This window comes from Bacillus sp. FSL K6-2944, from assembly GCF_038005385.1.
In the GTDB taxonomy this organism is placed as follows: domain Bacteria; phylum Bacillota; class Bacilli; order Bacillales; family Bacillaceae_G; genus Bacillus_A; species Bacillus_A cereus.
The window spans coordinates 147,233-160,187 of sequence record NZ_JBBOTE010000003.1; the positions used below are offsets into that span (position 1 = coordinate 147,233).

The window sequence follows — 12,955 nt, forward strand, 5'->3', positions numbered from 1 at the left end:
AATACTATTCTAACGCTGCTGCTCCACCAACGATTTCCGTAATTTCTTGCGTAATCGCTGCCTGACGCGCACGGTTGAATGAAAGTGTAAGTGAATCGATAACTTCCATTGCGTTGTCTGTAGCACTCTTCATTGCTGTCATACGCGCTGCGTGCTCACTTGCTTTACCGTCTAGTAATGCACCGTACACTAAGCTTTCTGCGTATTGTGGCAATAGTACTTTTAAAATTTCTTCTTCAGAAGGTTCGAATTCATAAGCTGTCGTCGGTTTGTCAGACGCCACATCAGTAAGCGGTAAAATTTTATTTTCCGTTACCTCTTGTGAAATTTTACTTACGTAATGGTTGTAGTAAATGTACAGCTCATCATAAGCACCATCTGCGAACATCGCAATTGCTCGAGAAGCAAGGTCTTTAATATCAGTAAATGATGGGTGGTCAGATAATCCAACTACTTCATCAATAATGTTAAAGCCGCGACGTTTTAAATAATCACGTCCTAGTCGTCCAAGCACAATAATAGAATATTGGTTTGAATCCATATTATGACGTTCACGAATTACGTTACTTACTGTACGTAATACGTTACTGTTATAACCACCTGCTAGTCCGCGATCAGACGTAATAACGATGTATCCTGTACGCTTTACAGGACGCGCATTTAGCATTGGATGATTAATCCCTTTGCTTCCTTGCGCAATGCTCGCTACTACTTCTTGAATCTTTTCCATATACGGAACGAAAGATTTAGCATTTTGCTCTGCACGGTTTAACTTAGATGCAGATACCATCTCCATCGCTTTCGTAATTTGACTCGTTTTCTTTGTCGAGTTAATCTTCGCTTTTATATCGCGTAAAGATGCCACAGGTTTTCACCACCTTTTTTCCGGAAGTTGGCACGATTAGTAAGAATCCTCTTCCTAATCTACGTTGCAAGATATTCTTGCCCATGATTGAAGGAAAAGAATAGGTGCACCTACTCTTTTCCTTTACATGACCTTTAGCAATCTCAGAGCCCGAGATGCCTTTTATATATACTATCTAGCTCCAGCGGCTTGAATGAGCCGCTGGAGCTTTTATTATTCAGAAGCTACGAATACTTTTTTAAATCCATTGATTGCTGCTGCAAATTTGTCGTCATCCGCAAGTTTCTTAGTTGTGCGGATTTCTTCTAATAAGTCAGTCGCATTAGAATCTAACCAAGCATGGAATTCTTCTTCAAAACGAGTGATATCTACTACTGGGATATCATCTAGGAATCCACGTGTTAAAGCGTAAAGAATGATAACTTGTTTCTCTACACGTAACGGTTTGTGTAATCCTTGTTTTAATACCTCAACAGTACGAGCACCACGGTTTAATTTCGCTTGAGTTGCTTTATCAAGGTCAGAACCGAACTGAGCGAACGCTTCTAACTCACGGTAAGATGCAAGGTCAAGACGAAGTGTACCTGATACTTTACTCATTGCTTTAATCTGAGCAGATCCACCTACACGAGATACAGAAGTACCCGCATCGATCGCTGGACGTACGCCAGAGAAGAATAGGTCAGATTGTAAGAAGATTTGTCCATCCGTAATAGAAATTACGTTTGTTGGGATGTATGCTGATACGTCCCCTGCTTGTGTTTCGATGAAAGGTAGTGCAGTTAAAGAACCGCCGCCTTTTGCATCACTTAATTTTGCTGCACGCTCTAATAAGCGAGAATGTAAGTAGAATACATCCCCTGGGTAAGCTTCACGACCTGGAGGACGACGTAATAGTAATGACAGCTCACGGTAAGCCGCTGCTTGTTTTGATAAGTCATCATATACTACTAATACGTGTTTACCATTGTACATGAACTCTTCACCCATTGTTACACCAGCATAAGGAGCTAGGTATAGTAATGGAGCTGGTTGAGAAGCAGATGCAGTTACAACGATTGTGTATTCTAATGCACCGTGCTTACGTAGTGTTTCTACTACGTTACGTACAGTTGATTCTTTTTGTCCAATTGCTACGTAGATACAAATCATGTCTTCATCTTTTTGGTTAATGATTGTATCAAGTGCAACTGCTGTTTTACCAGTTTGACGGTCACCAATGATTAACTCACGTTGACCACGGCCAATTGGTACAAGAGCATCGATCGCTTTAATACCTGTTTGAAGTGGCTCATGAACAGATTTACGATCCATTACACCTGGTGCTGGACTTTCGATTGGACGAGTGTTTGTTGTATTGATTGGGCCTAAACCATCAACTGGTTGACCTAATGGGTTTACAACACGACCAATTAGTTCTTTTCCTACTGGTACTTGCATGATGCGACCAGTACGACGAACTTCGTCACCTTCACGGATTTCTGTGTAAGGTCCTAAAATGATAATACCTACGTTGTTTTCCTCTAAGTTTTGTGCTAGTCCCATAACGCCGTTAGAGAACTCTACAAGTTCACCAGCCATAACGTTATCAAGACCATGAGCACGCGCGATACCGTCACCAACTTGGATAACTGTACCAACATCACTAACTTCGATTTCAGACTGATAGTTCTCGATTTGTTGCTTTATCAGTGCGCTAATTTCTTCAGCTCTGATGCTCATGTGCTTCACCCCTATCTATTCTTCATTAATTCACGCTGAATACGTGCTAATTTTCCTTGTAAACTTCCGTCATAAATGCGATTTCCAATACGTACTTTAATTCCGCCTAGTAAATCTTCATCTACAACATTTTTCACGCGAATTGCATCTTTTCCCGTTCTCTTTGCAAATGCTTCAGCAATGTTAAGCTTCTCTTCTTCTGATAGAAGACGAGTAGAATATACAGTTGCATCCGCTACGTTACGTTCTTCATTAGCAAGAACAACATATTCATCTGCAATTTCAGGTAAGATATCAATGCGTTTGTTATCAATTAAAATATATAACGTATTTAAAATAGATTCAGAAACAGATCCGAATACGTTTGCAAGAAACGTTTTCTTTTGTTCCTTTGAAATGTTCGGTTGCGTTAAAAAGCTATGTAGTTCTCCGTTCTTTACATAAACGTTTTGTACAAGGCGTAATTCCTCTTCAAACATTTCTAATACGTGTTTTTCTTTTGCAATTTTAAAAAGAGCGACAGCATAACGTTTTGCTACAATCCCATTGCTCATCGCGCTTCTCCTACTTCTTTAATATAATCGCGAATTAACTTCACTTGATCTTCTTCTTTTAATTCTTTTTCAATTACTTTAGAAGCAATTTGAACAGATAAAGAAGCGACTTGTTCTTGTAAAGCAGCAATTGCTTGCTCTTTTTCGCGTTGAATTTCTTGTACAGCAGATGCTTTAATTGATTCTGCTTCTTCTTTCGCAGCAGCAACAATAACATCCTTTTGATCTACAGCTTGCTTTTTCGCTCTTTCGATTAACTCTTGTGCTTCAACACGCGATTGTTTTAACATCTCACGTTGTTCTTCTACTAATTTCTTCGCTTCAGCATTATTTCTTTCTGCAGCGTCGATTTCATTAGCAACGTGCTCTTCACGTTCTTTCATAATTCCCATTAAAGGACCCCACGCAAATTTGCGTAGCATTACTAATAGAAGTAAGAAAATGAACAATGTATAAGCAATCGTTCCAAATGGAATGGAAGCTCCTAATAATAAAGTTGGCACAAGGATTCACTCCCTTCAAAATATCTAAATTGATCATATGAAAAAAAAAGACATACGTTTCGTTCATAAAGCAATGGCGAAGAAAGTTCGGAAAAACACTCTTCGCCATCTATGTAAGGGGAGTCTCCCTTATTTGTTCATTACGATGAATGCAATAACTACACCGATGATTGGAAGTGCCTCAACTAAAGCAACCCCGATGAACATAATTGTTTGAAGTGCGCCTTTTAATTCTGGTTGACGAGCAACACCTTCGATTGTACGTGATACGATAAGACCGTTACCAATACCTGCACCTAATGCTGATAAACCAATTGCAATTGCAGCTGCGATTACACCTAAACTCATTTAATTTGTCCTCCTTTGTATTATAAAAAAATAAATTTTTTCTTACTTAAATTATATTAATGGTCATGGCTTACTTTATGAGCCATATAAACCATCGTTAACATAACGAAAATAAATGCTTGGATTGATCCAACGAATACACTGAATCCCATCCATGCTAACATTGGTACAAGCGCACCTAATGCCCCAAGGACTGATGCTCCGCCCAACTTAGCAAGTAATCCTAATAAGATCTCACCTGCATAAATGTTACCAAATAAACGAAGACCTAACGTTAATGTGTTAGCAAACTCCTCAATAACCTTTAATGGGAATAAGAATTTCATAGGTTGGAAATAACCTTTTACGTACTCTTTCGTACCCTTCATCTTAATTCCATAATAATGGGTGAGGGTAACTACCATCACGGCTAATGTTAATGTAACTGCTGGATCAGACGTTGGTGATCTCCACCATGCAATATGTTCGCCAGCTTCAGTTGCTGAATACATGAATGGTAAACCAAGGAAGTTCGATACGATGATAAACATGATAAGCGTAACGCCAAGCGTTAAGAAACGTCCACCTGTTTTCCAGTCCATCGTACTATTGATAATCCCTTTCACGAAGTCAAACACCCATTCCATGAAGTTTTGCATCCCGGTTGGGCGCAGAGCTAAGCTGCGAGTTCCGATAACAGCGATTAAGAAAACAATAACTGCTGCTACAGTAACCATCATAACTGATGACAAATCGAACGTTAAACCTAGAAATTCAACTAATTTACCGTGTTCCACTAGTAATTCACCTCTCTTCCCTGCTCTTATACTCTAAATAAAGAAAATCTATGATCATGACAAGGTATCCTGTCAGCAATCCTACACCTAGGCCCCACATCGCGATTAACTCTTGATATTTGGCTGCAAATAAAATTAATAACCCAATCGTGGCGAATCTTGAATATGTACTTACCGCTGTTGCCTTGAACTTCACGTTTTCTCCATTTGTTACGCGATCTAGCAGCTTGTCTGTTCTACGTGCAATGATGCGCAAACTAAGAAAACTGAAAATCGTACCGATAATCAGTCCAAGAAATACATCCTTGTAAGAGGTAAATCCCCATCCTAGCACTAGAAGCGCAAGCAAGTAGTACATATATTTCTTTTGTCTTTGGACAAGTCCATGTACGTCTATCATCATTGCTCTCCCGAATAGTAATGTCGAATGAGTCGAATCATTGCGTATACCCCTGTTCCTAGTCCGAGTAATAACCCTATAATAAGAAACAACGGAAACGTTCCAACCTTATTATCAATCCACTGCCCACCAAAGATTCCAACAAGAATAGAACCGACTAATTGAGCAAGAATACCTGACATTAAAGCATAAGCTTTTATATGGCTGCGATCGTTTTTTTGCAAGGATTCATCCCTCCAATATGTAACCCTCATTCACGATGTGTTAATAATAACTCATTTTTTTGCATAAATCCTATACAAAACAAAAAGTTTACATTTTCGTCACGGAATAGATGTAATTTTGTCACTGAAAGCCCTACCATCTATCCCCGTTGTTAGCATACAATAGGGTATTAACAGTGTCAACGAGAAATCGTAAAAAATCTAAAAATTTGAGTATTAGGCATTTCCTCCCAAAAATGAAAACGTTCCCCTTCTAAATACTGGTTACATATATGCAATTTCTAACAGTTTTCTCTTTATAATAGAAGGAAATGTTCACAAGTTTGTCACTATTATATTTTCGAGATATAACGCTTTTCTTCCATAATATAGTGTTCCTCAGACGTAAGACTTCTATATTATATGTGAGGTGTATGCAACTTATGTTGTATATACGATGTATATTTATCCTCTCCCCCTCCCCTACTTGCTTACAGCAAAAAAGACGAGCTGGGGAATCTCCCCTGCTCGTCAGTTGTCTTACTTCGTTCCGAATAAACGGTCACCAGCATCACCAAGACCTGGTACTACATATCCGTGGTCATTTAATTTCTCATCTAATGCTGCTACATAAATATCAACATCAGGATGTTCTTCTTGTACTACTTTTACCCCTTCTGGAGCTGCAACGATACACATTAATTTAATTTGTTTCGCACCGCGCTTTTTCAGAGAGTTAATTGCTTCAGCCGCAGAACCACCTGTTGCTAGCATCGGATCTAGTACGATAAAGTCACGCTCTTCTACATCCGTTGGAAGTTTCACATAGTATTCTACCGGTTGCAATGTTTTAGGGTCACGGTATAAACCAACGTGTCCTACTTTTGCTGCTGGAATTAATTTCAGAATTCCATCAACCATTCCTAAACCTGCACGTAAAATCGGAATTAAACCAAGTTTTTTACCAGCGATCACTTTTGTTGTCGCTTTGCTTACAGGTGTTTCAATTTCAATGTCCTTAAGTGGAAGGTCGCGAGTAATTTCGAAAGCCATTAAGCTTGCTACTTCGTCCACTAATTCACGAAAATCTTTCGTACCTGTATTCTTATCGCGAATATATGTAATCTTATGTTGAATTAACGGGTGATCAAATACATACAGTTTTCCCATGTGAATCTCTCCTTTAGATGATATTCATGCGTTTGCACGCTTTTTTACACTATTTACGATTGTAAAGAAAACGCTACTAATATTCAAGGGCAAATTTGGCAAAATCATGATTTTACAATGAATCTATCTAGTATCTTTACCAATTATGGGAGCTGTATCCTTCATTATATCGCCAAAATTTATTCATCATTTGTATACATACTTTAAAAATAATATATGTCCAAAAAAAAAGACCGCCAAAACAATTAAGTCTCGGCAGTCTTCTTCAATCTATTATAGATTTGGATACATTGGGAATTTGCTAGTTAACGCTTCTACACGCTTACGTGCTTCTTCTAATGCAGCTTCATTTTCATGATTTTTTAATGTATAAGCAATAAGTGACGCAATTTCATCCATTTCTTCTAAACCAAAACCACGAGATGTTACAGCTGCTGTACCGATACGTACACCACTTGTTACAAATGGGCTTGCTGTTTCAAATGGAATTGTATTTTTGTTCACTGTAATACCAACTTCATCTAATACGTGCTCTGCTACTTTACCTGTGATTTCTAAGTTACGAACATCAATCAAGATTAAGTGATTGTCTGTTCCGCCAGAAACAAGTGTAAGTCCTTCTTTTTGAAGACCTTCAGCTAAGCGGTTCGCATTGTTAATGATATTTTGTGCATATGTTTTGAAATCATCTTGAAGTGCTTCACCAAATGCAACAGCTTTTGCAGCGATTACGTGCATAAGTGGACCACCTTGAATACCAGGGAAGATTGATTTATCAATTTGTTTTGCAAATTGCTCTTCACATAAAATCATACCACCACGCGGACCACGTAACGTTTTATGTGTTGTCGTTGTAACGAAATGTGCATGTGGTACTGGATTTGGATGTAAACCAGCAGCTACTAAACCTGCGATATGTGCCATATCAACCATTAAATAAGCGCCCACTTCATCTGCAATCTCACGGAATCGCTTGAAATCGATAACACGAGGGTATGCACTTGCACCTGCAACGATTAATTTTGGTTTATGTTCTTTCGCTTTTGCTAATACATCATCGTAATTAATACGGTGAGAGTCAGCATCCACGCCATATTCTACGAAATTATATTGTACTCCACTGAAGTTAACAGGGCTTCCGTGTGTTAAGTGACCACCATGAGATAAGTTCATACCAAGTACTGTATCGCCTTGCTCTAAAATCGTGAAGTATACTGCCATGTTCGCTTGTGCACCAGAGTGTGGTTGAACATTTACGTGCTCTGCGCCGAAAATTTCTTTCACGCGATCACGTGCGATATCTTCTACTACGTCTACGTGTTCACAGCCACCATAGTAACGTTTTCCAGGATATCCTTCAGCATACTTATTCGTTAAAACAGAACCTTGTGCCTCCATTACTGCTTCACTTACGAAGTTTTCCGAAGCAATTAACTCAATCTTTGAACGCTGTCTTCCTAGTTCTGCCTCAATTGCAGCAAATACCTTTTCATCTTGACGTTTTAAATGATCCACCAAAATCCCCCTTTTCTGAACGAATTACATCGATTCCCAACAGTTTTTTCTTATTTATTCAGAAAAAACGAAAATTCAGGTTGTAATTCTTTCGAACCTTCATGTTTTCAACTACATTCTAACATGACTTTCTATATCATAAAAGAAAAAAAAGACCGAAAATCGGTCTTTTCTTTCTTCTATTATAAAGTCAGACAACATACCTTTTATCTTATGATAAACAGGTACTATATGACTTCCTAATTTCTCATATTTAACGGCAAGTGGTAGTCTCTTCCACTGCCGCATAGACAGCACGTGCTCCACCAATTAGTTTTCCACGTGTTTTGGCCATCGTTACATGCGCACTTCCAATTTCCTTCACACTTGTACGAACCGGAACAGCTACATGCTTTAAATGCATACCGATAAATGTATCACCAATATCCATTCCTGCATCAGCTTTAATAAACTCAACTACTACCGGATCTTTCAAATTGTGATACGCGTATGTCCCCAATGCACCACCTGCTGATCTAACAGGCGTAACTGTTACAATTTCAAATTGATATTTTATCGCTACTTCTCTCTCAACTACTAAAGCACGGTTTAAATGCTCACAACATTGAAACGCTAATTCAATACCTGTTTGCTCTTGAAATTGTTTTAACTCAGAGAAAATCGCCTCTGCTACTTCCATCGTTCCTGATGTTCCAATTCTTTCGCCTAGCACTTCGCTCGTGCTACAACCCACTACAAAAACTTGACCGCTTTGTAATGAAGCTTGTTCTTGGAAATCAGAAAGCGACATTTGTAGCTGTTCTCTTACCTTTACGATTTCTGTCATTACGCCTCTTCCTTTCACAGGTTGGTTCACCAAATTATATTTCACACTACTGATAGTTAGAATCTATTACTTTGTTTCGTATGTTTTAATTTTTCCTACGCGGTTTTCGTGACGACCACCTTCATAATCAGTTGTTAACCAGATTTTCGCGATATCACGCGCTAGACCAGCACCAATTACACGCTCGCCCATTGCTAGCATGTTAGTGTCATTATGCTCTCTCGTCGCTTTCGCGCTGAAAGTATCATGAACTAACGCACAACGGATACCATTTACTTTGTTTGCTGCGATTGACATACCAATGCCTGTCCCACAAACTAAAATACCACGATCTACTTCACCATTCGCTACCATTTCAGCTGCTGGAAACGCAAAGTCAGGGTAATCAACAGAACCAGCTTCACATTCACAACCTAAATCAATATATTCAATATTTAACTCTTCTAATAAACTTACAAGTTCTTTGCGGATATTCATACCGCCGTGATCAGATGCTATTACTACTTTCATTTTTACCCCTCCAAAGTTTCAATCAATTATCTTCATTTCACACTCGCTACCTCATATAGGAAGAAGTGATCTCCAATATCGTATTATACACGAAACATCAACCTACTGAATGTTTTTTCAGTAAAGTTTGTACAAGTTTTTCCATCTCATCTAACGTTTCTTTATAAATAGAAAGCGAGCCTCCAAATGGATCTGAAATGTCCTTGCCTATACCTTCAGTTAATCCATATAACGTATTTAATTTCTTTTCAACGCTCGGATAATGCCCAAGTACAATTTGCTTATGGTTTTCTGTCATCGTTACGACAATATCAGCCCAATCAAGCAAAGTTTCATTTACTTGCTGCGCCGCATGATCAATTGAAATTCCTTTTTCAGCTAAAGCTTCCTTCGCATGTACCGATGCATCGCTCCCAGGATAGGCGAAAACACCAGCAGATTGCACTTCAAACTTATCTCCTCCGTGATGACGAAGCAACGCCTCAGCCATTGGACTACGACATGTATTGCCAGTACAAACAAATAACACTCGTTTCATTCAAACCCACCCCTATATTCGATTTCTTATCATTCATCATAACTTACATTAGAATAGAACAAAAGAAATGTGAATATACAAAAGGCGCATTTCTCTTATATTTTTTCTAAGAAAAATGCGCCTTATCCACATATATGTGAAACCCTATTTCCAAGTGCCTAGAGTATTTTAACATACATACTGAACACGCAACAAAAATAAGGAATCCATTTCATACGAAACGGATTCCTCTTATATTGCAATTATTTCATTGTAACTTTCATTACTTCTGTTGAACCTTTTGTAGCTGCTACGCCTACAGTTGTCTTAATAGACTCAGCTGCATCTGTGTTTGTAATAACAATTGGAGTAATTGTGCTTTTCGCTTTTTCACGGATTAATTCTAAGTCGAATGAGATTAATTTATCTCCAGCTTTTACAGCTTGACCTTCAGAAACGTGAGCTTCGAAACCTTCACCTTCCATTTTTACAGTTTCTAATCCAACGTGGATTAAAATTTCTGTACCGTTTTTCGCTTTAATTCCGATAGCATGTTTTGTGTGGAATAATTGTACGATTTCACCATCAACTGGAGATACAACTACACCTTCAGTAGGATCAATTGCAACACCGTCACCCATCATACGACCAGCAAATACTGGATCTGGTACTTCTTCAATATTTTTCACTGCTCCAGTTAATGGAGCTACGATTGTTTCTTCATTTGTTTTTGAACCAAGACCGAATAATTTTTTAAACATAGGATAGTCCTCCTTATAATTTACCTAAAAGTTTATAGGGCAATCCCTAGTAAAACTCGGGATACATGTAAGACTTCATACTTCGAATATTATACTGTAAAAACGCTTTCGAAATAAATTATGTCATTACTAATAGACTCTTATTGTAGCGCTTCACAAAATTCCAGTCAATTCTGATTGTCTGAATAACAATAAGAAGTTAACTTCTACTTATATTTTCTCTTTTTTTACCTAACTTGTCTAGAGGTCTTTACTACATTTTATTTTTTGTTGTTAATTTGTAAAATTTAATTCAAACTTTTTTCAAAATCCACTTGACTATAGTAAGTAACTATTTTATTATTACTTACGTAAGGTAAGTTAATAACTTTTAGGAGGTTTTTAAAATGATGGATTTCGGTCTACTTATTATTCGTCTTATTATAGGAATTACATTCATGGGTCATGGCGCTCAAAAATTATTTGGTTGGTTCGGCGGTTACGGTTTAAAAGGAACAGGTGGCTGGATGGAGTCAATCGGTTTACGTCCTGGTGTATTTATGGCATTTATGGCTGGCGCAACTGAATTACTAGGTGGTTTCTTATTCGCATCAGGTATTTTCATTGTAGTTGGTTCATTATTTATCGTTGGAACAATGTTAATGGCTATCTTCACTGTTCACGGAAAAAATGGTTACTGGGTAACACAAAACGGATATGAATATAACTTAATGTTAATCGCTGTCGCTGTTGGTGTAGCTTTAATCGGACCTGGCGCATACGTTTTACTTTAATTTTTATCTCAAATTTGAGATTCTTGAAAAAGAACTTACTTCATTACAATTGAAGTAAGTTCTTTTTATGAAACAAAATATTATTTCCAGCAGGATTTTCTCATCGTTATCTTGTAAACAAACAATAAGTATTCATATTTAGAAAGGGGATTACAAGCATGTTATCCATTAATCCAAATGAACAAACTGAAAAAGATAATTACAAATTACTTACCGGAAGTATCATCCCTCGTCCTGTCGCATTCGTTACTTCTGTAACAAAAGAAGGTGTACTAAACGGAGCACCATATAGTTATTTCAATATTGTCGCTGCTAATCCACCACTTATCTCAGTATCTGTACAACGAAAAGCAGGAGAAAGAAAGGACACTTCCCGAAACGCAATTGAAAAAGGAGAATTTGTCGTACATATTTCTGACGAATCATATGTAGCAGCAATTAACGAAACAGCAGCTAACCTCCCGCCAAATGAAAGTGAAATTGAACTAGCAAAACTAACACCAATCGAAAGTGAAGTCATCTCTGTTCCAGGTGTAAAAGAAGCAAATATTCGAATGGAATGCGTATTAGAACGTGCAATTCCACTTGGCGGAACGGAAGACTCACCAGCTTGTGATCTACTAATTGGACGCGTCGTTCGTTTCCACGTTGCCGAACATCTATATGAAAAAGGGCGCATTCACGCCGAAGGACTCAAACCAATAAGCCGCCTAGCAGGACACAACTATGCAAAATTAGGAGAACAATTTGAATTAGTTAGGCCAGTTTAAAAGTGGAAGTGGCCCGTTTAGCTCTGACCAGCTAAGGTTCTCTCGCACAAAAGGTGCTTTTTACCTTTCGTGCGGGAGGTTCTTAGATGCGAAGAGCCGGCCACTGGAACTGGATAATATCTAAAAGCGGAAGCGGCTCGTTCAGAATGGGAGGAGGATGGAGCTTCTGACGTAGAGGCGCTTTTTGCCTCGCAGGAAGACGCGAAGCCACCGACCATTCTAGCCGCTGGAGCTAGATATATCTAAAAGCGGAAGCGGCTCGCTCAGAATCGCAGGGCACTTCAAGCTCTCGACCTTGAAGCGCTTTTTGCTTCATGCGAGAGAGCGAAATGACCGGAGATTCTAGCCGCTGAAGCTGGATAATATCTAAAAGCGGAGGCAGCTAGATTCCTCCCATCACTCAAATATAAAATCCCCTGCTTTTTAGCAGGGGATTTTATCATTGTAATTCTTCCTTCTTTTCCTCTAAAGTAGGCATTTTCTCTTTTTTCGGCTTCCCTAGCTTAATTACGAAGAAGTATAGGGAAAGCAATGTAATAAGAAAAACAATTAAAAACGGGTACGGAGAGTAAAAGGCACGCGCCGCCTCAGTCTTTCCCGCAACAAATTTCAATGACTCAATATCTAAAAACTCAGCAAACATTTGTACACCGAGCATACTAAACCAAAAAACAAAAAAACTAATAATAATACCAAAAACTTGCTTCAATCTCGTCATTCATCTCATCCTTTCTATATCTGT

At 38.4% G+C, this 12,955-nt stretch carries 18 protein-coding genes; 2 read left to right on the plus strand and 16 right to left on the minus strand.

The window, feature by feature from the left end; translation table 11 throughout:
• Positions 1-4 precede the first annotated feature (4 nt).
• From atpG to MHH55_RS27325, 15 genes are all read right to left on the minus strand, one after another.
• The gene (gene atpG, locus MHH55_RS27255; protein WP_000157696.1) at positions 5-865 is read right to left on the minus strand and encodes a F0F1 ATP synthase subunit gamma; all 861 of its coding nucleotides are present in this window, start codon (positions 863-865) and stop codon (positions 5-7) included.
• A 213-nt stretch (positions 866-1,078) separates the two neighbouring features.
• Entirely contained in the window at positions 1,079-2,587 is a 1,509-nt protein-coding gene (gene atpA, locus MHH55_RS27260; RefSeq protein WP_000027518.1) for a F0F1 ATP synthase subunit alpha, read from the minus strand.
• Positions 2,588-2,598: 11 nt separating this feature from the next.
• Positions 2,599-3,141 carry a F0F1 ATP synthase subunit delta gene (gene atpH / locus MHH55_RS27265; protein ID WP_000064683.1) on the minus strand — a complete coding sequence of 181 codons (543 nt, stop codon included), beginning with the start codon at positions 3,139-3,141 and terminating at the stop codon, positions 2,599-2,601.
• Positions 3,138-3,644 (minus strand): F0F1 ATP synthase subunit B, encoded by a 507-nt coding sequence (atpF, locus tag MHH55_RS27270; RefSeq protein WP_001142624.1) that lies wholly within the window; start codon positions 3,642-3,644, stop codon positions 3,138-3,140. Before atpF ends, atpH begins: the two co-directional genes overlap by 4 nt.
• Before the next feature lie 129 nt (positions 3,645-3,773).
• Positions 3,774-3,992 carry a F0F1 ATP synthase subunit C gene (gene atpE / locus MHH55_RS27275; RefSeq protein WP_000052064.1) on the minus strand — a complete coding sequence of 73 codons (219 nt, stop codon included), beginning with the start codon at positions 3,990-3,992 and terminating at the stop codon, positions 3,774-3,776.
• Positions 3,993-4,048: 56 nt separating this feature from the next.
• The gene (gene atpB, locus MHH55_RS27280) at positions 4,049-4,768 is read right to left on the minus strand and encodes a F0F1 ATP synthase subunit A (protein WP_000399871.1); all 720 of its coding nucleotides are present in this window, start codon (positions 4,766-4,768) and stop codon (positions 4,049-4,051) included.
• A gap of 7 nt (positions 4,769-4,775) precedes the next feature.
• Positions 4,776-5,168 carry an ATP synthase subunit I gene (locus MHH55_RS27285; protein ID WP_000567600.1) on the minus strand — a complete coding sequence of 131 codons (393 nt, stop codon included), beginning with the start codon at positions 5,166-5,168 and terminating at the stop codon, positions 4,776-4,778.
• Entirely contained in the window at positions 5,168-5,392 is a 225-nt protein-coding gene (locus MHH55_RS27290) for an AtpZ/AtpI family protein (protein WP_001171223.1), read from the minus strand. The genes MHH55_RS27285 and MHH55_RS27290 overlap by 1 nt, the downstream gene beginning before the upstream one ends.
• A gap of 26 nt (positions 5,393-5,418) precedes the next feature.
• The gene (locus MHH55_RS27295) at positions 5,419-5,532 is read right to left on the minus strand and encodes a DUF4024 domain-containing protein (RefSeq protein WP_000232962.1); all 114 of its coding nucleotides are present in this window, start codon (positions 5,530-5,532) and stop codon (positions 5,419-5,421) included.
• 379 nt (positions 5,533-5,911) lie between these two features.
• Positions 5,912-6,541 (minus strand): uracil phosphoribosyltransferase, encoded by a 630-nt coding sequence (gene upp, locus MHH55_RS27300; RefSeq protein ID WP_000517539.1) that lies wholly within the window; start codon positions 6,539-6,541, stop codon positions 5,912-5,914.
• Between the two features lie 273 nt (positions 6,542-6,814).
• Complete coding sequence (glyA, locus tag MHH55_RS27305; RefSeq protein ID WP_000349805.1) at positions 6,815-8,056, minus strand: serine hydroxymethyltransferase; 1,242 nt, start codon at positions 8,054-8,056, stop codon at positions 6,815-6,817.
• A gap of 253 nt (positions 8,057-8,309) precedes the next feature.
• The gene (locus tag MHH55_RS27310; RefSeq protein WP_000136386.1) at positions 8,310-8,882 is read right to left on the minus strand and encodes a TIGR01440 family protein; all 573 of its coding nucleotides are present in this window, start codon (positions 8,880-8,882) and stop codon (positions 8,310-8,312) included.
• 66 nt (positions 8,883-8,948) lie between these two features.
• Entirely contained in the window at positions 8,949-9,392 is a 444-nt protein-coding gene (gene rpiB, locus MHH55_RS27315; protein WP_000869542.1) for a ribose 5-phosphate isomerase B, read from the minus strand.
• Between the two features lie 97 nt (positions 9,393-9,489).
• On the minus strand, positions 9,490-9,930 hold the full coding sequence (locus MHH55_RS27320) for a low molecular weight protein arginine phosphatase (protein WP_000832373.1): 441 nt from the start codon (positions 9,928-9,930) through the stop codon (positions 9,490-9,492).
• 242 nt (positions 9,931-10,172) lie between these two features.
• Positions 10,173-10,670: a PTS sugar transporter subunit IIA gene (locus MHH55_RS27325; RefSeq protein WP_000473665.1), complete on the minus strand. Its 498-nt coding sequence runs from the start codon at positions 10,668-10,670 to the stop codon at positions 10,173-10,175.
• Positions 10,671-11,056: 386 nt separating this feature from the next.
• On the opposite strand from MHH55_RS27325, the gene MHH55_RS27330 reads away from it, so the two are divergent.
• Together MHH55_RS27330 and MHH55_RS27335 are read left to right on the plus strand one after the other, a co-directional pair.
• A complete protein-coding gene (locus MHH55_RS27330) occupies positions 11,057-11,443 on the plus strand; it encodes a DoxX family protein (RefSeq protein WP_000968616.1) in 387 nt (128 codons plus the stop codon).
• A gap of 158 nt (positions 11,444-11,601) precedes the next feature.
• The gene (locus MHH55_RS27335; RefSeq protein ID WP_000949055.1) at positions 11,602-12,213 is read left to right on the plus strand and encodes a flavin reductase family protein; all 612 of its coding nucleotides are present in this window, start codon (positions 11,602-11,604) and stop codon (positions 12,211-12,213) included.
• Positions 12,214-12,652: 439 nt separating this feature from the next.
• Here the strand turns inward: MHH55_RS27335 and MHH55_RS27340 are convergent, their stop codons facing one another.
• Positions 12,653-12,931: a DUF3935 domain-containing protein gene (locus tag MHH55_RS27340; protein ID WP_000197472.1), complete on the minus strand. Its 279-nt coding sequence runs from the start codon at positions 12,929-12,931 to the stop codon at positions 12,653-12,655.
• Between the last annotated feature and the right edge of the window lie 24 nt (positions 12,932-12,955).